This is a genomic window from Vibrio sp. SS-MA-C1-2 (assembly GCF_021513135.1).
Classification (GTDB): domain Bacteria; phylum Pseudomonadota; class Gammaproteobacteria; order Enterobacterales; family Vibrionaceae.
Genome location: NZ_CP090981.1, coordinates 2,547,362 through 2,571,258 on the forward strand (window position 1 = coordinate 2,547,362; position 23,897 = coordinate 2,571,258).

Below are 23,897 nucleotides of genomic sequence, written 5' to 3' on the forward strand. Positions count from 1 at the left end.
CCCTCCCGTTAATTATTTTGTTTCACTATTCAAACATATACCATCCCACTTTCTAAAGAAAGGATAATATATTGCCATCGCTAATGCTAAATTAAACAACTGTAATATGGCACCAGAAACATGTCCTCCCGTCACAAGATACCCACTCAAAAATATGGGTGTTGTCCAAGGAACGGCAATACCTGCAGGTAAAGCGACCAACCCTGACGCCATGGCAAAATAAGTGGTTAGTACACACACCATTGGGGTAATAATAAAGGGAATAATAAGAATAGGGTTCAAAACGACCGGTAAGCCAAACATGATAGGTTCTGAAATATTAAAAATAGACGCCCCAAAACCTAACTTTCCAATTGATTTACATTGTGCACTACGCGAGCGAAATACAAGCAATAAAACAAGGGCTAAAATACCGCCTGAGCCACCAAACCAAATGAAGATTTCAACAAACTGTTGGTTGATAATATTCGGGATTTCTAAGCCAGCTTGAAATGCCATACGGTTTTCATCCGTTAACGTCAACCAAATCGGTGACATGACACTGCCTACAACCGAGCTACCATGAATACCTGTTGCCCATAATGCATGCTCTGCAAACTCAGCTAACATTGTTCCAATCACGCTGCTACCGAGTGCCGTTAACGGTGCAGACACCACAGTTGTTACAATGGCATGTAAACTTACTAAGTCAACCGCTTCAATGGCAATGCGTAATATTGCAAGAGAGGTAATAACGACAAATGCTGGCAATAGTGCAGAAAATGATTTTAATACAGCCGGTGGTACGCTATCGGGTAGTTTAAAGGTGATATTTCTCGATACCATCCAACGATAAACTTCGGTTGAATAGATAGCGATAATAATCCCTAAGAACATGCCTTTACTGCCTAAGTAATCAATCGCTAAACCATAGACTTCATGCTGACTGCCTGTTGCCTCTACGGTAAAGTCAATGGCATAAGGTGTCACTAACATATAAGCTGCGATAGTGATTGCAGCAGCAATAATCGGCTCTAATCCATTATAACGCTGCGCTAATCGATAAGCCGTTCCCACTGAAGCAAAAATCGCAATCAGATCATACGTCGCCCCAACAGGGTAAAGGACTTTATCCATCCAAGTCTCACCAAAAACAGAGGCCATAAAGGTGTCATAACCCGGTATTGGCAAAAAGGCGAGTATTAAGAAAAAGGAGCCAATAATCATAAAGGGCATCATTAATGCAATACCATCACGGATTGCCATTAAGTATTTATTGTTACTTATCTTTTCTGCAACAGGCATCACATGCTTGTCAACTAAATCCATATTCAGTGTATTTTCCATCTTCCTCTCCATTTGGTTCGTACCAATATCGAGATAATATACTAATGGATATGACGTATTTTTCTATACATGAGTATATTATCTGTGATCTTAATTAACATTATCATTTCAAATGCGGTTACTAATTAGACGTAAATCACAAAATCCCTCTATTTATCGTAGGTTATCAAATATATTGTTATTAACAATATGTGATACATCACTCAAAAGATAGTTTAATACGTGCATCTCTTTATATTTTTGGTATATTAATTGGTACGAACCAATTTGATAATTACGATGGATAGTTCTTATGTTTGAATATTTAGATAACCTACAACAGCAATTACGACTTCTAGAAGAAAAGAATAAAGAAAGTTTGTCTTTGGCCATCAAGGCTTTCGCTCAAGTTATTGTCGACGATAAAATGATCCAAATTTTAGGGACCGGCCATTCTCATATGGTAGGGTTAGAAGGCTTTATCCGAGCTGGCGGATTAGGGAACATTAATGCGATTCTAGACTCAACCATTTTAACATCAGATGGTGCACTACGAGGCTCTGCACTTGAAAAACTGGATGGTCTTGCCGATATCTTATGGGATGATCAAAATATTGAAGCAGGTGATCTGATTATTGTCGTCTCTAACTCGGGTCGTAATGCTTTGCCTATTGAATTTGCTATGCGAGCAAAAAAAGAAGGTCATACCGTGATTGCCATCACGTCTGAACAGCAATCATCCCAATACCCAAGCCGTCATCATTCAAATAAGAAGCTCATGGATGTCGCAGATATTGTGCTTGATAATTTAGTCCCATCAGGTGATGGCTTATGCACAGTGAATAACAAAATAACTGGGGCATTCTCTAGCATTGCAGGAATGGCGTTAATTAATACATTAACGGTGGAATCACAAAAGTTAGCCCTTGAGCAAGGTGTCACGCCTTTGGTCTTTAGCAGTCAAAATGTCGATGGTTTTGATAATGATTATATTTATAATCATTTTGATCGCCGACTAAAGTGTAAATAACGAAAAGGAAGAATATTGATGAAACGGATGTTCGAATTAACATCAAACGATGTATTAGAAACCAATAAAGAGACCTTACTCAATCGTATTTTGCACACAGAAGGCCGCACATTAATGGCTGAAACTGTCATTAGTTGCGCACCATTTTCTGAAGGGGTGAGTAACCCTGAACTGGCCGCAGCCTTTGGTGCTGATATGATCACCCTCAACACTTTAGATTTGACAGCGCCCTACATTGAAGGTTTATACGAAGAAGATTATCAATGGTCAACACTGTCGGAGAAATACCAAAAACATGCTGATTTTATTCATCGCATGAGTCAAAAAAACTGTATCTCCGATTTAAAGAACATCATTGGTCGCTTTGTTGGCTGTAATTTAGAACCGGTGCCAGAGAATATCTCTTATCCCGAAGGTTACAAAGCCACGTATCAAAACTTTCAAACTGCCCATCAGCTAGGCTTGGATTATGTCGTCATTACCGGTAATCCAAATACCATGATCACAGAAGCTGGCATAACTGATGCAATTCGCTCTGCCAAAGAAGCATCAAATAATGAACTGTTGGTTATTGCAGGAAAAATGCACGGTGCTGGCACAGGCAATACTGAATCCTTAGACACGATCAGAAATTACTGTAAAGCCGGTGCTGATATCATTATGATTCCAGCCCCTTTTACAACACCCAAAATGTCACTCGCCCTTGCTAGCGAAATGATTGCAGTTGTGCATGAAGAAGGAAAAATGGCATTGTGTGCAATGGGAACCTCTCAAGAAGGCTCAGACAGAACCATTGTTGAGCAAATTGCATTAAATTCAAAAACAGCAGGTGCTGACATTATCCATATTGGTGACGCGGGTTTTGCAGGAATTGCCGATCCAGAAAATATCAAGTATTGCTCCATTGCGATCAGAGGAAAGCGTCACACTTACCGTAGAATTGGTCTTCGTCGCTAATTAGCAATATTTACTTTATCACCGTTCATTAAGAGTACAGCCTTATGATATTAAGGAAAAAACTGTACTCTTATTTTGCTTTCTGTAATAGTCATCTATTCTACCTTTTGTCTTTTCTATCCTTATCCAGGAGTCATTGTGTATCTCTATCAAAAAATCGCAGCCCAAATTCATCAAATTATTTTAGAGCGCACACCCAATGAAAAGCTGCCGGATGAAAGAACGTTAGCAGAGATGTTATCAGTCAGTCGCTCAACCATTCGAAAGGCTATTTTTGAATTAAAAGAACGAGGCTTATTACACATTAAACAAGGAGATGGGATCTATGTCAAAAATGGGGATTTGGTTCAAAATCTGAATGCCGGTTTTTATAGTTTAACCAATGACATGAAAAGCATTGGAAAAACGATTGAAACCAAAATTATTGATACTGACAAAATATCTATTACTGGATTTGATGAACTTTCTCAATTTACATGTCCGACCGTATATAAAATTATTCGCACACGCACCATCAATGGTAACAAAGGGATTTATGAGTTGAATTACCTCGCCAGCGATGTTCTTCCAAACTTTTTGGATAAAATAAATAACAATAGCTCCCTCTATGACATTATCACTCAGGATTACCAGCTCTATTTTGATGATGGTGAAGAGTTGCTGTCAGTTGTTATTGGTAATGCAGGTGCTGAGCAAATTTTATCTCTTCCAACCGGATCACCGCTCGTTCGTGTTGAGCGAACCGTGAATATCAATAATACATTATTTGAAAAATCGATATCGTTTATTAAACCTGAATTATTTTCTTGGCGTTATGAACTCAAAGGCAAAAAGCCTCTGTTTTGATATTCAAAAGAAGAACAAAAAGTTACTGATAATCTTAAAGCGCTAGGCTCGACGACTACCTAGCTCATTATTTTCAGAATAATTTTATTTCTATATTCTAATCTGGTTATAACAAAAAAGAGCACGGACCTAATGATCAGTGCTCTTCCTTTATTTTAGAAATTTCAACCTTAAGCCATTAAGCTGGAGATACTATTCTTTGATTGGTGTTTTTAACCATCTCTTTTTGAATCACTTCCGAGATAAATTGAGCTCTTGATCCCAGAATAACTTGAATACCATGGCTACCAACATAAACAATGCCTTTCGCACCCAGCTTTTCCAGTCCTTCTTTTGAAACCAACGCTTCATCAGCAACTTCCAAGCGTAATCGAGTAATACAGGCTGCAGAAGATTTCACATTTTGTAATCCACCAATATTGGCTAAGATTAATTCACTCAGTTTCTCGTCTGACACATCATCAATGTTTGAAGTGTTATCGATACGTCCTGGTGTTTTGCAATTAAAACGACGGATAACAAATCTAAAGGTACCGTAATAAATCACCGCCATCGGAATACCAACAATGAATACATTGAAATAGTTCGTTTCAAAGCCATTGAGTGATGGAATAACACCTAAAGAGATAAAATCAATAAAACCAGCAGAGAAAGACTTCGCCATGTGCGCATCGAGTAGATACATACACATGTACGATAGACCCGCCATAATACTGTTAAAGACGTATAAGATAGGCGCCACAAAGATAAACGTAAACTCAACTGGCTCGGTAATACCGGTAATAAAACAGGTTAATGCAGCAGAAAATAAAATACCCGCAGCCACTTTTTGATTTTTTGAGAAGGCTTCATGGTACATAGCTAAACAAGCTGCAGGTAATGCAAATAACATGAGAGGAAACTCTCCTTGCATAAATTTACCCGCACCTTGATAAGAATCACTACTAAATGAAGTTACACCATCAGATAACATCTTAAACCAGATAGTTTGATCACCATGTACCGTCACGCCATTTAATGCCGTATATTCGCCAAAACTATACCAGAATGAAGGGTACCAAATGTGATGTAGACCCAAAGGGATCAATGCACGCTCAACCAAACCAAAGATAAATGTCGACAGTGCTTGGTTATCTCCATTCACGACAACCGATAATGCATTAATTCCATCTTGCACATAACCCCAGATGTAGGGCAAAATTAAACCTAAAACAAATGAAGACAGGGCTGTCACGATAGGAACAAAACGTTTACCGGCAAAGAAACCAAGAAACTCCGGTAATTTAATATTGTGGTACTTGTTATAACAAACAGCCGCAAGAATACCGCAAATCAAGCCACCAAAAACACCCATTTGCAATGTTGGAATACCGAGAACTAGCGCATAACGCCCCCCTTCAGCTGCCATTTCAGGCGTGATCCCCATCAATGAACTCACCGTTGTATTCACAATCAACATTGAGACTGCCGCTGATAGTGCTGCTATGCCCGACTCTCCAGATAAACCCACAGCCGCGCCGATAGCAAATAAAAGAGGTAAGTTATCAAAAATGACACCACCCGCGTTTAGCATAAGAGGTAAATCGAATTTATCGCCAAAAGCTAACAACAGCCCCGCAGCTGGCAACAAAGAAATAGGTAGCATCAAAGAGCGTCCAATCAGGGACATCTTTGATAATATAGAAGATACGTTCTTAAGCATGTTACTCATACTCCATTTGATTAAGATGCCTAAAATCATAGAGAAAAAGATTAAAATAAACAGGTAAACGCATAAGGTAAAACCTTTTACCTCACAAAAATCAGTTAATTAGTTGTTTAAGGCGAGATAACCACTTTGTGCCCTACTGACTTTTCTGACAGCATACGCATCACTTCTTCACTGATAATATCAAATGAGAGGGGGATATTTTTAATAGTATTATCACAATCGCCAAATCCTAAAATAGAGATTTTATGATTAAATATTCCTCTTGGGCCTATCGAAATATTTAATGCACTCATCAACGATAAAACATCATCAATCATTGAGGTTGAGCCACAAACAATGGATGTAATATTGCCCGTTAATAATAAATCTTGGATCTGTGAACGATCAAATCCATAAACGACATCATAGAGAATTGGAATATCTCGCATTTCATTTTCAAAACCAATTACTCGCTCTAAGCCAACGATATCATTAGGCTCAACAATCATCAGGACTTGATTTTGTCTCTGCTCTAAAAGTCCTCTCGCCGCCCTCACGCCTGCGACACGATTATTAATCACAATTGTGTTATACGTATTATTCACATCAGTAAATGCAATACCAATAAGCAATGGCTTTTTACTGTGCTTGTTCAATAATGAGTCTAATTCCATATCAATTGAAATAGGGATAATCGCAAGCACTTGATTGCTTAATATGAAATTAAACATGACTTCCAGCACATCGATATCATGTTCAAACTGAATATATAACGTTTCGATATCTTGATTGGAGAGTGTTTGTTTTAAAGAACGATATAACGGAATAGAGATTGCATAATCAACGCCACTGTCTAAAATGACAACGATATGTTTCTCTGGTTTTGACTTTCTTAGATTGGATGCAGAAACATTTGCAACATAACCTAGCTCTTGTGCCACTTTATTGACTTTATCAATCGTCTTTTGAGAGATTTTTCCCTTTTTATTGATAACTTGAGAGACTGTAGTAATGGATACACCAGCAGCCTCAGCAACGTTTTTAATGGTTACACCCATAACACCTTCAAAAGCCTCTTCGCATGATCATTTTTATTTTAAGATGTTAAAATAAAAAGTAATATATCAAAACTCTACCATAAAACTTATCGAGAGTTTGATATAAAATCATGCTCATTGTCACGTCGTTGAAGATGATAGCTCCCCAGTAATCATCGCTAATTAAAATTTCGAATTAATGACGCTAAAAGTCAGACTTCGAGCGTCTTTATCATACATATAAAGCAACCTCTAGCCTCCCTTTCAGTGGGTCACTTATCTAAAATTAACGGTTCGCGATTGTCGGGTAAGCTAAGTAGTCAAATCCATTATCCACTAGAGACTCTTCCATGATCGAGATAACCTGACGACTCGTTGCTTTACACAGTACATCTGAATAGCGTTGCTTATTTAGGATCAACGAAGATATATGTTCAATCTCGTATTCAAATCCCCCACCCTCAACAATAGTTGAAAGTTGTACTTGCTCACCTTTAAATGATATGTCGATTGTTTTAGGGTTCCACCATTTATCATGGATAATAATCTCTAGATCGGGGCCTCGAATAATCGCTTCTCGTTTAAGATCACGTGTGATTGATGCACCAATTTCACCCTTTATTTGACCATCAAAGTTGAATACCACATTCTCATCGACTTCACTTTGAAGATTATCCTTCGTGTACTTCGCAATGGGTTTTAAAACAGGCGCATTGATAAGTTGGCACAAATCAACGTATAGCCAAAGACCGTATACCCCAACATCTAACGTCGCACCGCCACATAACGCTGGATTAAATAAATGCCACTCACTATCAAACTCATGCCAATTGCCGAATGACGCTTCTATAGACGTTAATTCCACCTGTTTTTCTTTAATAAACTGTTTCATTGCTTGATATGCTGGAAATGTCACCGTCTTCATTGCTTCAGCTAACAGTAAGCCTTTTTCTTCAGCAAGCCTCGACATTCCATCCCAATCGTTTAAATTGGTAAATGCGGGCTTCTCAATTAAAACATGCTTTCCGTGGTTTAAAAATAATTCAACCAAGCTTTTGTGGAATGGGTGAATTGTCGCAATGTAGACAATATCTACATTAACGTCATTGGCTAGTTCTGAGTATGAGCCATAACTTGTTTGACAATCATATTGGCTTGAAAAGCTTTCAGCTCGTTGTTTATCCCGCGCCGCGACCGCATAAAGTTCTGCATTTTTAGCCTGCCCCTTTAAGTCGGCAACAAAGCGATGTGCAATATTACCCAATCCTGCAATTCCCCACCGTACTCTTTTAATATTCAAATTATTATCCTGCAACATTTACTCTAGATTGATATTACCACTACGTATATAAACTAAGAAACAGAAATGAGTTAGCCGATGACGATTTAACTAACTCAATAATGGACAAAAGTAAATTGAAGGTTGAATAAACTCGCTCTGAATATCGCTGTGCAATAGCAATTATAACGTTAAGTTTTGCATGTCACGCCATTTTTTATTGAGAAGGTCTAATACCATACCGAGCTAATACACCTTCATGTATATGTCTCCACTCTTCGGAGGTAAGCGCAATGATATTTTCTCTATCAGAGTTAGGCTCATTTTCTAAAAGAGATTCAATAATATCCATTGGTTGTTCCGAGGCATTTATACCAGAGAGTAAAACGTGTTTCATCCCAATACAACACTTTGATTTTATCCCGCTGTTTATCACTATATAAAAAAGTGCACCACTGAGAAGCGGTAAATATATGTCACTTTCGATGATGGCGGCAAGGCCGTTAATGGATTTTCTAAAATCGACACTCTTTCGATATAAGTAAATCTTTGGGGAGCTGAGCATACTTTCATGATAATGCCTCGATGAGCTCTGCGAGATAGTGGATTGGCGCTCTTTGAGGAATGCTCAATTCAATATCATTCACGACAATGGTGATATTGGCTTTGGATATTTGATCTAATTATTCTAGGAGAGCGATTAGCATGCGTTGTTCATGGGGCAGTTACTTTACGACTCGTTATGAGCGCATAATGACTTACTCAACAAGCTAACATATCAGAGTAGACCAGCCTGTTGAAGGTTATTAAAACCATTAAGGTCTTAGATCTAAATTCTGATTTTTTGAAGACGAGAATAGTTCGCTTTTATTGTCATCTCTTTTTGACGAGTAAGAATCAATTCATCACATCACATCACATCACATCACATCACAATTATGACGGCACTTAAGTTTTTATGACATTCTCTGATTAAAGTGGATTAAATAAGTATGCCAATCAACCCATAAACATCTAATCCCTCATTTTAGCTTACGAACATAATCGATCTCATTGCTGATAATATGAGTGATTTGTTACCATGTTTGAGCATTTTTTCGACACAGACAATAAACGTCGTAAAAAATCATAATTGTATAAATAAATTGCATTCTGTCTAACTAAAAACTTATGGCACACCTGTTGCATCACTTAATGCATTCCCCCAGATTGAGTACATAATGATGATTAGATATAAGAAAACCATATGCACAGCACTGGTATGTGCACCATTAATGGTTAACAGTGCACCACTATTGATCAAAGATGCTTCTTTGATTATTTCAATGCAATCAACAGATAAAGATCTAACTGGAAGACTTTATAAACAAGACATAATGATTGAAGATGGTCAAATCGTAGCTATCGGTAAGGGCTTATCAAGCGAAAACTCTCAAATCATTAATGCTAGTGGAAAAATAGTGATGCCTGGGCTTATCGATGTTCATAACCATTTATGGCAATCTACTATCAGAGGGTGCGGTATCGACAAAGACGTTAAAGACTGGCTTCCTCCTTGTGTTTTTCCAATCTCATTTAATTTCCAGCAAACGTATGATGCTGTTACTTTAAGTACCTTAGATCTTATCAATACGGGTGTAACAACAGTTGTTGACTGGTCTCATGCCTATAATGCTAGGTTTGTTGAGGGTAATATAAAGGCGTTGCAGGATTCAGGGATGCGTTATGTTTATACCTACAATCTGAATCCACTTAATAATGCCCATGCTAAAATGACCAAAACACAGGTAGACAAGGATGTACTAGGTTCATTCCAATTAGCTTCACACCCTGCAATTTACATGCAAGATACCGTCAAGAATGCTGTCGATATAGCGAAGGAGATGGATACGACGCTAAACTTTCATTATGCGGAAAACAAAAAAGATCGATTAGACAAGCAAACAGATATTTTACTTAATACAGGTGCAACTGATGTTCGTTTAGTTCTCAACCATGTAGTCGATGTTAATGATGAAGAAATTGAAATGATGGCAAAAAGCGGAGCAAAGGTTAGCTACAATGCCTTGAGTAACATGCGTTTAGCATCGGGAATTGCTCCTGTGGAGAAAATGTACAAAGCTGGAATTGATATTGGTATGGGATTAGATGGTGGAACATCTGATAACTCTAACTATTTTGCGTTGATGAAAGCAGCGATTGGTCTGCAGCGAGCATATCATCAAGATCCGAAAGTGTTCCCGACAGTAGAAGATGTTCTTTATCTTTCAACCATGGGTGGAGCAAAAGTAATAGGAATGGAAGACAAGATTGGATCATTAACTGTTGGCAAGAGAGCCGACTTAATCATTATTGATCCAGCAACAACCAATATGGGGATCAACCATAACGAGTTAGCTCAGATTCCATTTAATGCTGAACCTATCAATGTTGAGTACGTGATAGTAGATGGTAGAATACTCAAGGATAAAGGACAGCTGCCAATTAATGAAGCAGACTTTCATGCTCTATTAGAACGTAACGAGAAAACAGTCCAGTTACTGAAAGCTGGTAATAAGAGTATTTAAAGTGAGTCAACATTAATAAAGTTAATAAATGCAACGTTGAAATAAATGAATAAAAACTTCTATACCTAAAGTAATTGGAGTTGCTAGTAGGCGGCAAGTGAATGAGGCCCCATGAATATAGGCGCTCTATATGATTGGGGCGAATGAGTACAGCCAACAACCTAGCAACTTCAAGTAAGACGGGTATAATAAGGCAGAGGGATCTGCCTTATTAGTACAATCAACTCTCACATTCCAATAATATGAACAACGTCAATGACACTGCCCTCTTAATCAACAACCAACCGGCACTTAACTTACCGACTACAATAATACCCTATAACCCATGTTCATCTTTAAAAGCTGTTTTAGGTTTAAATCTAATTATCATTGAAATATTAGAAAATGAATTATCTAGCTTAGATATAAGCCAACGCTTAACTTTTCTTATTGTATAATATATCTGCTTCTTCTTGCGTCAGGTAACCATTTAGTATATCTAAACCAATCTCCTTTGGATCTCGTTCATTAGGCTTACCCCATCCACCACCATTAGCAGTCACAAGAGTAATTCTATCACCTTGACTTAGCTCTACCCTGTTAGCTCGACTAAACTTGGTTGTTTCTCCATTTTTATAATTCACTTCTGCATAATTAGTACTGCCATCTTGGCCTTTTGCTACCACTACAGGGGCTCTTATATAACCTCGCTAAAGAATCTAATACTGCCTCTTTAGATGATATAGGAATTAATGAAGAGTCTGTTATCCTTATATTTAATACTGAAGGTGATACAAACCCAGACGCTTATCGTGATATTGTTTGGTCTTAGTTTACAAAAAATGAGAAAAAAGCTCCTATATGGAGCTTTTTTTACACCTCCCAATAACAATATTAATGATTTACTCACATAAACTATATTTATCCTTATTCATCTCTTGTTATCAGTACATGCTACTTTTTGACTTAATTTGACTATCAAACTATACTTCAGTCAAGTATTTTGATTGTCAAACAAAGGTTCTAGCTTGAATTATTCACCGAAACATACTCATGACTTCTCTCATCATAATCATCAAGGGGAGAAGCGAACACTTTATGTCTTGCTGTTAACTGTTGTCACCATGGTGGTTGAGATTACAGCAGGATCGCTTTTTGGCTCAATGGCACTCCTCGCTGATGGTTGGCATATGGGGACACATGCAGCGGCTTTTTGTATCACTCTTTTTGCTTATCGTTACGCTAAAAAAAATGCAAACAATGATCGATTCTCTTTCGGTACAGGTAAAGTCAGTGTATTAGGCGGATATACCAGTGCAATTGCTCTGGGTATTGTTGCCTTATTAATGTTTATTGAATCGGTTTATCGACTCTTCCATCCAGAAAATATTCAATTTAATGAAGCAATTGCGGTTGCATTTTTAGGTCTGACCGTAAATGTTGTTAGTATGTTTTTGTTAGGCGATCACCATCATGGACACGACCATGGACATGATCACCACCATCACGAACATCACCATGATCACAACTTAAGAGCTGCTTACCTTCACGTTCTAGCCGATGCATTGACGTCAGTGTTAGCTATTGTTGCCCTGTTTTTTGGTAAGTATTATGGCTGGAATTGGTTAGATGCGATTATGGGAATGGTGGGTGCTGTCGTCATTCTGAAGTGGACTTTCAATCTTGTGAATCAAACTAGCCCAATACTGTTAGATGAAAATATTGAAGAGAGTTATCGAGAGAAAGTAGTTTACACTATTTCACCTTACGGTACTGTTACCGATCTACATATTTGGAAAGTTGATGGCCATCATTACTCAGCGGCGGTATCTATTAATAATAATTCAGAGTTATCGCTTAAAGAATATAGGGTACTTCTACAAGATTTTGATAAAATAGTACACCTGACCCTTGAGTTACATGAGACGAAGAATGAAACAACTAAAACAGCTGAACCAACTAATCACTGAGTTCTATGACAAAATGTCTTCTTGGGAGCAGTCTGTTGTTAAAGAGACTGGATACACCTTAGCTCAAGTTCATACTATTGAAGTTTTGGGAGAGCATGGCTCACTACGCATGAAAGAGTTAGCCGAAAAGTTAGGTATCACTACAGGTACATTGACAGTACAGATAGAAAAGTTGGTAGCCCTTAATTTAGTTGAGCGAGGCACACATCCAGAAGATAGACGCGCAATTGTTGTAAACCTGACTGAAGAGGGGGAGGCGATTCATCGTCAACATAATCAGTTGCATCATGAGTTGGTAAAAAACTTAACGCATGAACTCTCTGAAACAGAAGTTCACCAATTGACATCTATGCTCAAGAAAATGAATCAGCACTTTTAAAGATAAAACACGCTAACTCATACATGAATTATATATAAGTTAGCGTGTTAAAAATTAAACGAATAGCATTTTAAATGCTAACAATATCAGTACCACACCACCCAATATTTCAGCCTTGCTCTCCATCCATTGGCTACTTTTATTGCCAATAAATACACCACCCAAGCTAAATATAAGTGTCACAACACCAATAATTAAACAAGAAAGCAGTGGATCAAAATCTAACAGTGTTAATGAAAACCCTGCTGCCATTGCATCAATACTAGTGGCGATGGCAAGAGTCAATAAGGTTTTATTGGTGAGACCTTCAAATTCATCATCATCTTCATCAGAATGAGAGAACGCTTCATACAACATTTTAGCACCGATAAAGAAGAGAAGAATAAAAGCAATAATAGAGGCATGTTTTTCTACCCAACCGAAAATAGAGTTCCCGCCTAGATACCCAATCAGCGGCATGAAACCTTGGAAGAAGCCAAAAAAGAGGGCGACTTTAATTGCCATTGCTAGTCGATTTTGATGGTTTTTTGTGCCAATGCCTATCGCTACTGCAAATGCATCCATACTTAATGCAACAGCTAAAACTAATACTTCTATCATTTTATTCCTAATTATTAACAACGCTTAAACGCGCGGATTATAAAGGGAAGTGAATAAAGAGAGAAGAGGGCAGTTAAAAGAAAACCGACTTGCCATTTAGTAATAATATGGAACAAGTCGGTTTTTAATAATATTGAAGAGCCTAATTATTGATTATTCTGTTGTGCTGCCGCTTTCTCTTCTGCTGAGCGGTAATCAAAGAATAGAATCAATAGAATTGGAACGATAAATGCAACTGTAATCGCTAACGCATAGACCCACATAGGATTAAATACAGGGATTGTAAGTAATGATGTGAATGCAAAAGCTTTAGTCTTAACGCCATGGTAGTGAGCACCTAATGTTGCAATAACTAAACCACCCGCTACACAACCTGGCAGCATGCGAGAGTAGATACGCTTGAATCGTAAGTGAATACCATATAGTGATGGTTCAGAAATACCACCAAATAGACCAGCAGCCAGCGCACCAAATGAGGTTTGACGCATCATCTTATCTTTCTCTTTAATTGAGATAAGTAATACACCCGCTGTTGCACCGAAACATGCAAAGTTCCATACACCCATTGGACCTTGAATGAAGTCATAACCAAGAGTTTGAATGTTAATAAGCATTAATGCGTTTAAAGGCCAGTGTAAACCTAGTGGCACTAGGAATGGATAAAGCAGTGGAATAAGCAGCGCAAATACAAACGGTGCTAATGATGGCGTATTAGACATTAATGATGCGTTTCCATTAGACCCAACATTATCTGAATCCATTACAAGCACACCGATTGGCCCATCACAATGCGTTGAGGGGTACGTTTCAATCGATGATAATTGTTTATTAGATACCGATAGCGATGGCATCCCTAACACAACAGACCCTGATGACGACAATGATGGTTACCCCGATAACGCAGGTACTTTCCTACTAGATGCAGATAAATCGGCATATCACCGCTCAACCCAGCAACGTGTGTTGAGGGCTATGCTCCTGATACGAATAGAGTTTGCTCTGTAGATACCGATCGTGATGGTACGACTGATGTACTAGGGCGTGTTGATCTTTCGTGAATATTTTTTGAACAGCATGGTAAAGAGTTATAATTTACTTCACCAAAAGGAAAACCATAACCAATACCATGCTAAGAACAATGTTAACTGATATTCGCAGGGAATTGCTACTCCAAGTTATGAAAAGTACAGGTCGTATTTACGATAAAACGACGCATCGAATGACCTTTGAAGGAATACTTTATCGAATGAGAACAGGTATCCCTTGGCGGGATCTACCCTCTGAATTCGGAGAGTGGAGCACTGTTTACAGACGATTTAATCTTTGGTCAAAGAAAGGCGTTTTAGATAATCTTTTCAAGATATTATCTAGAATGGCTGATTTTGAATGGGTCTTTCTTGATGGCTCTATAGTTCGAGCGCATCAGCATAGTACAGGTGCAGCGACAGAAAGCTCAGAGCAAATAGGTAAAAGTCGCGGGGGCAACTCAACTAAAATTCACTTAGCCGTGGATAGTGGTGGCCTGCCGATTTGCTTTGATTTATCAGAAGGCCAACGCCACGATATAATGTATGCTGAAAGCTTAGTTGAGCAACTCGATGAAGTTAATACCATCATTTGTGATAAAGGATATGACAGCGAACCTTTCCGTACTTTTGTTAGGGAACGTGGCGGAGAAACGGTCATTGCTAAGCGCAATTACGGCCAAGATATAGACAAAGACAGTATGGATTGGTGTCTATACAAGTATCGTCATTTGGTCGAAAATGCCTTTGGGAGAATTAAGCATTATCGAGCCATTTCAAGTAGATATGACAAGCTAGAAAGGAATTATGCCAGCATGTTATCACTGGCATTCATGTTAATGTGGCTACCGATGTATTGTTGAACGCGAAATGTACAGCAAAGATCAACAGACTCTAGTATCAACGACAATTTTAGCAATGCCATCAACAGCAACAAGCTTTGAGCACAATAACGGAGAAAACGCAAAGCGTTTGGTTGATGCAATGAATATTTCCCCTATCGACCTAAAAGGTTATAAAGAATTACTATTAATTGCTGGAAAAGATAATGCAGAAGCAGTCGTAAAAATGATGGTTATAAATGAAACTTCTACCTCTGATATTGAAAATATCTTAGATGCGAAAGGTATTGCTTATACCCCTGAAGCAATCGAAGAAATTCGCAACGAGAAATGGTTTGAACATGTTGATAGTGCTTACTCCGACATTGAAGAAGCTTTAAATGAACTAAACCCACGTGATAAGCAAAAAGCATTAGACGTTCTAGCTTCTATAAACATTGCAGGTCAAGACTCACTGCTAGATAAGATGCAGGATAACAATTACCTAAAACATGAAACAGGTAAACCTATTGAAGGGTTCGATCCAATTGGAGATAAAAAGAAAGAACTAACTGGAGTTATCACAGACCCAATTGAAAACGAACCAACTGTACCTACACGTGGGGAATGGGTAAATGAAAAGAAACAGAATCTTAAAGATAAGTCTCCTGTAGAAGAAGCTCCAGTTATCGGCGAACCTAAACTTGGTCAAACTGGTGACGGGATTGTACGAGAGTATTCTCAAACTGCTCAAGATAACACACAGTCACAAATTGATGATCTTAATGCTGCATTCCAAGAGCAAGCTGCTGATATTGATAACCTGTACAACGAAATTGACCGCCTAGACGAAAAAATGGATGGTGTTATGGCTGGTACTCATGCTATCAACAATGCACGACCTTATCTTTCAGGTACTGGTCAGACAGCCATTGGTGTAGGTGTTGGTTTTGCTGGTGATAGTTCAGCAGTCGCTGTTGGAGCCGCGCATGCGTTGACAGAAAACTGGTCAACTAGTATGACAGTAAATGTAACAACAGGTTCTTACTCTGAAGTATCTGGCGGTGCTGGCGTACAATATGCTTTTTAACCGAAAATCCTAGTACAGTTTGGACCCTCGTATGGTTAATTTTAAAGATAGAGTATCATTTGATGTTCTATCTTTTTTATTTAAATAAACGATATAAACTTTGGCTAATCTAATTATTATTCAATAATTTAAAATCGCTTACAGAGAGTAAATATTGACTTGACTTGACTTGACTTGACTTGACTTGACTTGACTTGACTTGACTTGACTTGACTTGACTTGCGTAGTCTATTAAAGCAAAAAAGCATTGTCAAAAGATCTTTTTTAACAATGCTTTATGAGGTAATTATATTATCTCAAATTATTTATAATTAGCATCAATCCAAGCTTTTACAAATTTAATTGTATACTTTTGACTTGTTTCTGCCGTCTTAGGATCAAAATCTTGTTGGTGAAGATCGGTGTTTGATAATATTCTAATACCAATAAATGGAACTTGATAGGCTTCAGCAACTAAAGCTGCAGATGATGTTTCCATTTCCTCTGCTGAAGTATTATAGGTTTTATGTAACCAATTAATTCTATCGACTTCTCTATTCCATTCATCAGCGGTACCAATAACCCCTTTCACGACCTTATTCTTATCTTCAATATGAGGGATGTTATCATATGCAAATTCTAGTAATTCTTTATCAGCATAAAAACCATCATGTTCAACAAATTCGCCTTTCTCTCTAAGCCGCATTGTTACTTGAAAATTAGACCAATCTTTAGAATTAACGCCATCACCTGCTTTTTTAAATTCAGAACGATACGAGCCCATATTGAAACTTTTTTCTGCTAACACAATGTCACCACGATAAAGTTTAGGATCATGCCCACCAGACGTTCCTTGGTTAATAATCATTGCTGGTGAAAACTCAGTCACTGCTAAGGTAGTTGATGCAGCCGCATTTGCTATCCCTACTTCCGTTCTAGAGACAACAACTGGATAGTTATCAATCGTTCCCTGCCAAAATGTCCAAGAGCCTAACGTTAATTCTTTTTTATTCTCTAATTGTTGAATCATGTAATCAACCTCAATATCCATCGCGCCTTGAAGCACAATAGGCTGCTGCTTTGCAACAACTTGAAATGAGGCTAATAGAATGGCGCTCGTCAGTAACAACTTTTTCATTTTTTCTTCCCTATAAAAGTAGATAAAAATTGATACTTCATAGATAGGATATTAATAAAGACGGAGATGACAAACAATATTCTACAAATTCCATAATTAAGAGAATATCAACATCTTTACATTCACTGTTTAACGTATCTATGAGCATCGCATAACGTTTTACTCACTCTTGACACATCAAATATAAGATGGGTTTCAACAGTTTTTCATCATCTTATAGTAGAACATTTATGGTGTTCTGTAGATACGCTTCACCTTATTAGAAGCTTATATAAAATGCCAAAAAGCAAGTGCAATCAATTCATTAAACACTCTAGGCATTAAAGACTTTAATGTCAATTTTCATTTAATTATTGAATTCAAAATAAGTGAGTTAGAATACTGTTTCTGCCATTTTTTCTGCTAAATAGGAAGTAATTCTAGGTATACAAACCATCTTATCTAGAACACATTTTCGATTGTGGCGAACTTTCTATCGAGGTAATCTTTAGTTTATTTAGTAAAAAATAAAGCCGCTAACTTAACGGCTTTGACGTTTATCAAATGATTTCATAAAAAGTGACTTCAAATGCATTTAATTGATGTACATTGAAACACCAGGGCCTACATCTAAACCTAAGCCAGTCCAAAGTAAGAGAAAAGCTGTCCAACAAACAAGAAAGCCGATCGCAAGAGGCAACATTGTTGCCATTAAAGTGCCAATCCGTAAGTCAGGTTTATAACTCTGCATATAAACTAGTGCCACTGAAAAGTAGGGAGACATAGGAGAGATAATATTAGTACTACTATCTCCAATTCTAAACATAGCAAGTGTAAAGGCTGGGTCAATATTCAATTGCATTAACATTGGAATAAATATGGGTGCAAATAAAGCAAATTGTGCACTTCCACTTGTCATGAATACATTACAAATACAAGTAATTAAAATAAAGCTAATAATTAACAGATACCCATCAAAACCAACACTTTGAAGCAGATGAGCGCCTTCAAAAGCAATAAGGTTCCCAATTCCTGTCCATTTGAAATAAGCAATAAATTGACTTATCGCTAAAAACAAAACAAGAGTCGTTGCAAGTGCTTTTACTGAAGATGCCATTAAGTCAGGAATATCTTCAATTTTAGATATTTTTCCAACCGTTTTTCCGTATATGACTCCAATACCCAAAAAGTAAAAAAACATAAACGTTACTAGCGACTTCAGAAATGGTGATGGGATTAAACCTCCATCAGGATTACGAAGAGATGAATTTTCCGGGAATACCAATGCAAAAATGAGAGCAATGTAAGCTAGCGTAAAGATGGCTACACGCTTTAACCCTAATTTTTCTTTAACGGTCATTGTAATTGTAGAGGTAGGCTTATCCTTAACCATCGAAGAAATAGGATGTAATTTATTTAACCTAGGCTCAACAATTTTATCAATAATTAATGTGCCTACAATCGCTAAAATAATAACCGATGGGGCGACGAAATAATAATTATCAACAGCACTCACATATGCATCAGGATCAACTATCCTTGCCGCATCGGTTGCGATTCCAGCAAATAAAGCATCACCAACAGTCACGAATAAACTAGCATCAAAACCAGCCCCTGCAGCAGCATAGGCAGCAGCAGCTCCTGCAAGAGGATTTCTACCTACACTATGGAACACCATTGCAACTAACGGTATAAGAATAAGATAGTTTGCATCACTCGCAATTGAGCCACAAATACCGGCCACAAAAACTAAAAAAGTAAGTAAGGACTTAGGTGCTTTAGCAACAGTTTGAGTTAACAAAGTAGATAGAAGCCCTACTCGCTCAGCAAGACCAATCCCTAGCATCACTACAATGATGGTACCTAAAGGTGGAAATGATACGAAGTTCTTAACAAAACTCGTGAATATATACTGTACACCTTCACCAGAGACTAATGACTTAACAACATAACTCTCCGTCGTCTTCGGGTTATATGTCGTCACACCAAGATAATTTAAAACTGCGGAGATAAAAATAATACCTATCGCTAAATAAACGAATAAGAAAAACGGATGTGGTAACTTATTTCCTGTTCTTTCAACCCAAGATAAGAAACGGCTATCCTTAATTGTCTCAGGCTGTAATTGCTTTATATTTTCCATTACTTCTTCCCTAAATAATAATCTGCCAAAGCTAAATAAGCCTGATTTGCCACAGGTATAATAGCGTCATTAAAGTCATAGTGAGGATTATGAAGATAGGCACCTTCTTTACCGTTTCCAATAAAGAAATAACAACCGGGTCTTTCTAATAAGTAAAAACTGAAATCTTCCGCCCCCATTGTCGGCATGTAATCAATCTCTTCAATATCACCGTCAGAAAAGACAGTACTGCATGCTTGAATAAATTCTTTGGTTTCTAGTTTATGATTAACTAAAGCAGGTATAGAAATCAGTGTACCCATCTGATAAGTACACCCTTGTTGAAGACAGCTTGATTTAATCGCAAGCTCTATTTCTTTTATCAACAAATCCTTCGTTGGCTTACAGTCAGATCTAACACTCAATATAAGTTTTGCGTGATCACTAATCACATTATGAGCTTTACCTGCATTAAATGTTGCGACAGTAATCGCTGCTGAATTTAAGGGAGAGAGTTTACGAGAGATAATAGTTTGTGCCTGAGAAATAAAATTAGCACCAGCGACGATAGGATCACAGGCCATATGAGGCATAGCAGCATGCCCGCCTTTCCCTAAGATATTAATCTCAATGGTATCATTCCCGCCCATCGCAGAGCCTGATTTAGCAAAAACAAACCCTTCATCAAATCCTGGCCGATTATGGAATCCAAAGATCTTATCCACATAAGGGTTTTCCAATACCCCATCATCGATCATAGCTTTAGCTCCTGCTCCCCCTTCCTCAGCAGGTTGCATGATAATCACTATATTCCCAGAATAACTCTCTTTATTTTTCATTAATGATTCTGCAGCACAAAGTAAACTGGCTGTGTGTCCATCATGACCACAAGCATGCATTTTCCCATGATTACACGATTTATGTTCGAAATTATTCGCTTCAATTATTGGTAATGCATCAAGATCAGCGCGAAATGCAATTGTTGGTCCTGGTTTATTTGTATATAAAACAGCCTTAACACCCGTTTTACCAATACCAGTAGTAACTTCGTAGCCTAAGTCACGTAAATGTTCAGATACTAATTTAGCTGTATCAAATTCCTCATACTTTAATTCTGGGTTGCGGTGAATTTTTTTTCTTATTTCGATATATTTTTCCAAATCAATCATTTCAACATCCATTTACACAATAATAACAAGTCAGTGATATAAATTTAACTACACATGAACATTCAACATCAAGGCTTACGGTAGAGTATTGTGATAAGTATCTAAAAGTTAAACCCTCACGTCGTTGTATAAAATACTTTTACCCATTGTTATCACTCTCAGTACAGTAAAAGAGAGCCTAAATTAGTCAGCTTAAATCTTGATTGAATTCGACTTTAATCAACAATAGAACAAAGACAAATTAACGACATGAATCCACTAGAATTGAAATTATTAAATAAAGATTTCTTGATAATATTGATGAATAAGTAGCAAAGGGGTATGGAGCTATTCGAAACCTCTATCCTTATATCCAAACAATCCCCACGACAAACGCTCAATTATTTTCAAAGAAAATTAACAAAGAAGTCAGTACTCTAAAATTCAACAAATTTAAATCCATGTAATTCAGTAATATAAGCGTATTTTCTCATTCCCCCTCCCTAGGAAGAATTAAAAATTCCAACAAGGATCACAATTAATGAATAATCCATCAAAAAACCGAAGTAAAACATGCGCTTAATCACATACTTATTTTGTGATTATTATTAATATTTGTTTGTTATCTAATTACCTTATATGGAATATTTGTAAATGAGATTAAAAAAGCTGGCTTTAGTTATTGGCACAACATTAACATTAATGGGTTGTAACTCTGATTCTGATGATATCAGTACAATATCAAGAGATGCACAAAGTATTGTTCAGTCAATGTCGATAGAAGAAAAAGTTGCACAAAAATTAATGATGAGTTTTCGATATTGGTGTGAAGATACCAATTCATCTTGTACTGATGGTATGACAGAAATAAACAACACGATCCATGATGTTATTCAAGATAACAAACTTGGTGGCGTTATCTTATTTGCAAATAATCAGCCAGATTTAAGATCAACAGCTAAATTAGTTTACGATATGCAAGATGCAGTTCAAGATGATGAAAAACTTGGATTATTTATGGCATTAGATCAAGAAGGTGGTAACGTTGTTCGTTTACCTAGAGATCAAGCCACAAATATGCCAGGTAATATGGCGCTAGGCGCTGCTTATCTTGCGACAAATGATGCTTCACTTGCCTATAAAGAAGGACAGGTTTTAGGTGCTGAAGTTTCCTCTGTTGGCTTCAACTTTAATATGGCTCCAGTTGTTGATGTGCAAACAAATCCATTAAATCCAGTGATTAATGTCCGCTCTTACGGCGAAAATCCAGAACTTGTAGGACTACTTGGTGGCGAAGTCGCTAAAGGGATGGCATCAGAAGGGGTTATCGGCTCCATGAAGCACTTCCCTGGTCATGGTGATACAGCAACTGATTCACACTATGGGTTACCTATCGTCAATAAGAGTAAAGAAGAGGCGTTTGCCATCGATCTGGCACCTTATAAAGAAGCAATTGATCAAGGTATTGCACCAGACATGATCATGACTGCTCATATTCAATACCCATCTCTTGATGATACTCTCGTCTACACAAAAGATGGTGAAGAGATGCTGGTACCAGCAACCCTTTCTAGAGTTATCCAACATGACATCTTACGTGGTGACCTTAATTACCAAGGATTAACGATTACTGATGCATTGGATATGAATGGTATCTCTGGTTACTTTGAAGAAACTGATGCCGTCATTAAAGTATTCCAAGCTGGTGTTGATATCGCATTAATGCCAACGCAGTTTAGAGTTGCAGATGATGCTCATCAAGTTGAAGATCTTATCAATGCCGTTGCAGATGCTGTAAGAAGTGGTGACATTAGCGAGCACGATCTTGATGAGTCAGTTCAACGTATTGTTGAAGTTAAACTCAAACGAGATATTCTCAACCATAATAGTGATACTTCTTTAGATGATATTTACCAAAACATGGATGCGACCATTGGGAGTCAAGAGCATAGGTTAATTGAAACAGAGATTGCTCAAAATGCAATTACATTGGTGAAAAACACTGATTCAAGTATTCCAATGAGTGTTAATGAGTTAGGTAAAATTCATATGCTAACCCCATGGGGAGAGCAAGGCACTGCCATGAGAATGACATTTGAAGAAAATGGTGTTGCTCCAGAAAGCATTACAAATGTTAAATTTAGTGCTACTGACTGGAATACAGAAAAAACCAATATCGATCATGCCGATACAATTATTATCGGTACATTATCATCGGGTATTAGCCCTGTAGAAATTGATGGCGATCCAGATGCACCAGTTACACGTCGTTTTTCTCAATCATTATTTACTGCACCAAATAATACGGGCTCATTAGTATTTAATGTTGAGGAAGATAATCAGTTATCACCAATGGTGAGAAGCTCAGAGATTTCTGATAGTCAATTTGCTCGTTATGCACTTGAATATGCAAAAGAAAATGGTAAGAAAACTATTTTAGTTAGCCTACGCGCACCTTATGACATCGCAAGTTTTGATGATGTTTCTGATGTCGCATTAGCTACTTATAATTACTTTGGTTATGACTATGGCTATTTAAGAGGTCCATCTGTTATTGAAATTCCAAATATTATTATGGGTAATATTCAAGCAAAAGGAAAACTTCCAGTGACTATTCATCGACTAGATGAAAATGGTGATTTGGGTGATGTAGCTTATGAATATGGCCACTCTGTAGAGTAATTAAACATGTAGAATAAACGACTAAGGCTCCTGCGACTAAGGGGCCTTTTTTGTTTGATGAGCCACCATTCTCAGCTTTACTATTTTGCTCAATGAAGACACCGTTAATAGATTGACGTACTGTTGTCTCATGGATAAGCAGTCTATTCCATGATCACCAGTACAAATATAAAAATGAATAATACTAAAGTCTATTGCACGTCCATTCATATATAACCAGTTCTTATAATACTGGAACCAGATGTAACAATCTGTAAATTTTGCATTCCATTTA

Annotated in this window: 21 protein-coding genes, 2 pseudogenes and 1 riboswitch; of the genes and pseudogenes, 9 read left to right on the forward strand and 14 right to left on the reverse strand. The window is 37.4% G+C overall.

Annotated features, from left to right (window positions below):
* Positions 1 to 12: 12 nt before the first annotated feature.
* Entirely contained in the window at positions 13 to 1,326 is a 1,314-nt protein-coding gene (celB, locus tag L0B53_RS15960) for a PTS cellobiose transporter subunit IIC (RefSeq protein WP_235060594.1), read from the reverse strand.
* Positions 1,327 to 1,618: 292 nt separating this feature from the next.
* Between celB and L0B53_RS15965 the strand changes: the two genes are divergently transcribed.
* The 3 genes from L0B53_RS15965 to L0B53_RS15975 all read left to right on the forward strand — a co-directional run bounded on the left by L0B53_RS15965 (position 1,619) and on the right by L0B53_RS15975 (position 4,138).
* Positions 1,619 to 2,335 carry a sugar isomerase domain-containing protein gene (locus tag L0B53_RS15965; RefSeq protein WP_235060595.1) on the forward strand — a complete coding sequence of 239 codons (717 nt, stop codon included), beginning with the start codon at positions 1,619 to 1,621 and terminating at the stop codon, positions 2,333 to 2,335.
* 18 nt (positions 2,336 to 2,353) lie between these two features.
* Positions 2,354 to 3,292 (forward strand): dihydrodipicolinate synthase, encoded by a 939-nt coding sequence (locus L0B53_RS15970; protein WP_235060596.1) that lies wholly within the window; start codon positions 2,354 to 2,356, stop codon positions 3,290 to 3,292.
* A gap of 138 nt (positions 3,293 to 3,430) precedes the next feature.
* Entirely contained in the window at positions 3,431 to 4,138 is a 708-nt protein-coding gene (locus L0B53_RS15975) for a GntR family transcriptional regulator (RefSeq protein WP_235060597.1), read from the forward strand.
* A gap of 178 nt (positions 4,139 to 4,316) precedes the next feature.
* On the opposite strand, the gene L0B53_RS15980 is transcribed toward L0B53_RS15975, so the two are convergent.
* The 7 genes and pseudogenes from L0B53_RS15980 to L0B53_RS19445 form a co-directional block, all read right to left on the reverse strand.
* Positions 4,317 to 5,840, reverse strand: coding sequence for a PTS transporter subunit EIIC (locus L0B53_RS15980; protein ID WP_235060598.1), 1,524 nt, complete (start codon positions 5,838 to 5,840; stop codon positions 4,317 to 4,319).
* A gap of 116 nt (positions 5,841 to 5,956) precedes the next feature.
* Complete coding sequence (locus tag L0B53_RS15985; RefSeq protein ID WP_235060599.1) at positions 5,957 to 6,886, reverse strand: LacI family DNA-binding transcriptional regulator; 930 nt, start codon at positions 6,884 to 6,886, stop codon at positions 5,957 to 5,959.
* A 265-nt stretch (positions 6,887 to 7,151) separates the two neighbouring features.
* The gene (locus L0B53_RS15990; RefSeq protein ID WP_235060600.1) at positions 7,152 to 8,165 is read right to left on the reverse strand and encodes a Gfo/Idh/MocA family protein; all 1,014 of its coding nucleotides are present in this window, start codon (positions 8,163 to 8,165) and stop codon (positions 7,152 to 7,154) included.
* Between the two features lie 196 nt (positions 8,166 to 8,361).
* Positions 8,362 to 8,541 carry a hypothetical protein gene (locus tag L0B53_RS15995; protein WP_235060601.1) on the reverse strand — a complete coding sequence of 60 codons (180 nt, stop codon included), beginning with the start codon at positions 8,539 to 8,541 and terminating at the stop codon, positions 8,362 to 8,364.
* Positions 8,483 to 8,709 (reverse strand): annotated as a pseudogene (gene tnpB / locus L0B53_RS19620) (IS66 family insertion sequence element accessory protein TnpB). Before tnpB ends, L0B53_RS15995 begins: the two are co-directional and overlap by 59 nt.
* A gap of 4 nt (positions 8,710 to 8,713) precedes the next feature.
* A pseudogene (locus L0B53_RS16000) lies at positions 8,714 to 8,821 on the reverse strand (IS66 family insertion sequence element accessory protein TnpB); the annotation flags it as partial.
* A gap of 491 nt (positions 8,822 to 9,312) precedes the next feature.
* Complete coding sequence (locus L0B53_RS19445; RefSeq protein WP_260115560.1) at positions 9,313 to 9,447, reverse strand: hypothetical protein; 135 nt, start codon at positions 9,445 to 9,447, stop codon at positions 9,313 to 9,315.
* A gap of 10 nt (positions 9,448 to 9,457) precedes the next feature.
* On the opposite strand from L0B53_RS19445, the gene L0B53_RS16005 reads away from it, so the two are divergent.
* On the forward strand, positions 9,458 to 10,711 hold the full coding sequence (locus L0B53_RS16005; RefSeq protein ID WP_235060602.1) for an amidohydrolase family protein: 1,254 nt from the start codon (positions 9,458 to 9,460) through the stop codon (positions 10,709 to 10,711).
* A 416-nt stretch (positions 10,712 to 11,127) separates the two neighbouring features.
* Here L0B53_RS16005 and L0B53_RS16010 read toward each other — a convergent pair whose 3' ends face one another.
* Positions 11,128 to 11,376 carry a hypothetical protein gene (locus L0B53_RS16010; RefSeq protein ID WP_235060603.1) on the reverse strand — a complete coding sequence of 83 codons (249 nt, stop codon included), beginning with the start codon at positions 11,374 to 11,376 and terminating at the stop codon, positions 11,128 to 11,130.
* A 342-nt stretch (positions 11,377 to 11,718) separates the two neighbouring features.
* On the opposite strand from L0B53_RS16010, the gene dmeF reads away from it, so the two are divergent.
* Both dmeF and L0B53_RS16020 read left to right on the forward strand, forming a co-directional pair.
* On the forward strand, positions 11,719 to 12,660 hold the full coding sequence (gene dmeF / locus L0B53_RS16015) for a CDF family Co(II)/Ni(II) efflux transporter DmeF (RefSeq protein ID WP_235060604.1): 942 nt from the start codon (positions 11,719 to 11,721) through the stop codon (positions 12,658 to 12,660).
* Positions 12,623 to 13,039, forward strand: a complete 417-nt coding sequence (locus L0B53_RS16020) for a MarR family winged helix-turn-helix transcriptional regulator (protein WP_235060605.1) — start codon at positions 12,623 to 12,625, stop codon at positions 13,037 to 13,039. The genes dmeF and L0B53_RS16020 overlap by 38 nt, the downstream gene beginning before the upstream one ends.
* 54 nt (positions 13,040 to 13,093) lie before the next feature.
* Here the strand turns inward: L0B53_RS16020 and L0B53_RS16025 are convergent, their stop codons facing one another.
* Positions 13,094 to 13,639 carry a manganese efflux pump MntP family protein gene (locus tag L0B53_RS16025; protein WP_235060606.1) on the reverse strand — a complete coding sequence of 182 codons (546 nt, stop codon included), beginning with the start codon at positions 13,637 to 13,639 and terminating at the stop codon, positions 13,094 to 13,096.
* A gap of 146 nt (positions 13,640 to 13,785) precedes the next feature.
* A complete protein-coding gene (locus L0B53_RS16030) occupies positions 13,786 to 14,520 on the reverse strand; it encodes a PTS transporter subunit EIIC (protein ID WP_235060607.1) in 735 nt (244 codons plus the stop codon).
* A 245-nt stretch (positions 14,521 to 14,765) separates the two neighbouring features.
* On the opposite strand from L0B53_RS16030, the gene L0B53_RS16035 reads away from it, so the two are divergent.
* A complete protein-coding gene (locus L0B53_RS16035) occupies positions 14,766 to 15,527 on the forward strand; it encodes an IS5 family transposase (protein WP_235060608.1) in 762 nt (253 codons plus the stop codon).
* 7 nt (positions 15,528 to 15,534) lie between these two features.
* Positions 15,535 to 16,575 (forward strand): YadA C-terminal domain-containing protein, encoded by a 1,041-nt coding sequence (locus L0B53_RS16040; RefSeq protein WP_235060609.1) that lies wholly within the window; start codon positions 15,535 to 15,537, stop codon positions 16,573 to 16,575.
* A gap of 301 nt (positions 16,576 to 16,876) precedes the next feature.
* Here L0B53_RS16040 and mtnN read toward each other — a convergent pair whose 3' ends face one another.
* The 3 genes from mtnN to L0B53_RS16055 all read right to left on the reverse strand — a co-directional run bounded on the left by mtnN (position 16,877) and on the right by L0B53_RS16055 (position 20,962).
* The gene (gene mtnN, locus L0B53_RS16045; RefSeq protein ID WP_235060610.1) at positions 16,877 to 17,692 is read right to left on the reverse strand and encodes a 5'-methylthioadenosine/S-adenosylhomocysteine nucleosidase; all 816 of its coding nucleotides are present in this window, start codon (positions 17,690 to 17,692) and stop codon (positions 16,877 to 16,879) included.
* 197 nt (positions 17,693 to 17,889) lie between these two features.
* A riboswitch (purine riboswitch) is annotated at positions 17,890 to 17,987 on the reverse strand.
* A gap of 279 nt (positions 17,988 to 18,266) precedes the next feature.
* Positions 18,267 to 19,814: an AbgT family transporter gene (locus L0B53_RS16050; protein ID WP_235060611.1), complete on the reverse strand. Its 1,548-nt coding sequence runs from the start codon at positions 19,812 to 19,814 to the stop codon at positions 18,267 to 18,269.
* Complete coding sequence (locus L0B53_RS16055) at positions 19,814 to 20,962, reverse strand: M20 family metallopeptidase (protein WP_235060612.1); 1,149 nt, start codon at positions 20,960 to 20,962, stop codon at positions 19,814 to 19,816. The genes L0B53_RS16050 and L0B53_RS16055 overlap by 1 nt, the downstream gene beginning before the upstream one ends.
* Before the next feature lie 633 nt (positions 20,963 to 21,595).
* Between L0B53_RS16055 and L0B53_RS16060 the strand changes: the two genes are divergently transcribed.
* Positions 21,596 to 23,623, forward strand: a complete 2,028-nt coding sequence (locus L0B53_RS16060) for a glycoside hydrolase family 3 protein (RefSeq protein WP_235060613.1) — start codon at positions 21,596 to 21,598, stop codon at positions 23,621 to 23,623.
* Positions 23,624 to 23,897: the final 274 nt, after the last annotated feature.

Excerpts from the sequence above, each read along its gene's own strand:
- L0B53_RS15985 (WP_235060599.1), bottom strand. The coding sequence starts at position 6,886 with ATGGGTGTAACCATTAAAAACGTTGCTGAGGCTGCTGGTGTATCCATT.
- L0B53_RS16025 (WP_235060606.1), bottom strand. The coding sequence starts at position 13,639 with ATGATAGAAGTATTAGTTTTAGCTGTTGCATTAAGTATGGATGCATTT.
- mtnN (WP_235060610.1), bottom strand. The coding sequence starts at position 17,692 with ATGAAAAAGTTGTTACTGACGAGCGCCATTCTATTAGCCTCATTTCAA.
- L0B53_RS16050 (WP_235060611.1), bottom strand. The coding sequence starts at position 19,814 with ATGGAAAATATAAAGCAATTACAGCCTGAGACAATTAAGGATAGCCGT.
- L0B53_RS16020 (WP_235060605.1), top strand. The coding sequence starts at position 12,623 with ATGAAACAACTAAAACAGCTGAACCAACTAATCACTGAGTTCTATGAC.
- L0B53_RS16060 (WP_235060613.1), top strand. The coding sequence starts at position 21,596 with ATGAGATTAAAAAAGCTGGCTTTAGTTATTGGCACAACATTAACATTA.
- L0B53_RS15965 (WP_235060595.1), top strand. The coding sequence starts at position 1,619 with ATGTTTGAATATTTAGATAACCTACAACAGCAATTACGACTTCTAGAA.
- celB (WP_235060594.1), bottom strand. The coding sequence starts at position 1,326 with ATGGAAAATACACTGAATATGGATTTAGTTGACAAGCATGTGATGCCT.
- L0B53_RS16040 (WP_235060609.1), top strand. The coding sequence starts at position 15,535 with ATGTACAGCAAAGATCAACAGACTCTAGTATCAACGACAATTTTAGCA.
- L0B53_RS15970 (WP_235060596.1), top strand. The coding sequence starts at position 2,354 with ATGAAACGGATGTTCGAATTAACATCAAACGATGTATTAGAAACCAAT.
- L0B53_RS15980 (WP_235060598.1), bottom strand. The coding sequence starts at position 5,840 with ATGCTTAAGAACGTATCTTCTATATTATCAAAGATGTCCCTGATTGGA.
- L0B53_RS16055 (WP_235060612.1), bottom strand. The coding sequence starts at position 20,962 with ATGATTGATTTGGAAAAATATATCGAAATAAGAAAAAAAATTCACCGC.
- L0B53_RS16035 (WP_235060608.1), top strand. The coding sequence starts at position 14,766 with ATGCTAAGAACAATGTTAACTGATATTCGCAGGGAATTGCTACTCCAA.
- L0B53_RS15995 (WP_235060601.1), bottom strand. The coding sequence starts at position 8,541 with ATGAAACACGTTTTACTCTCTGGTATAAATGCCTCGGAACAACCAATG.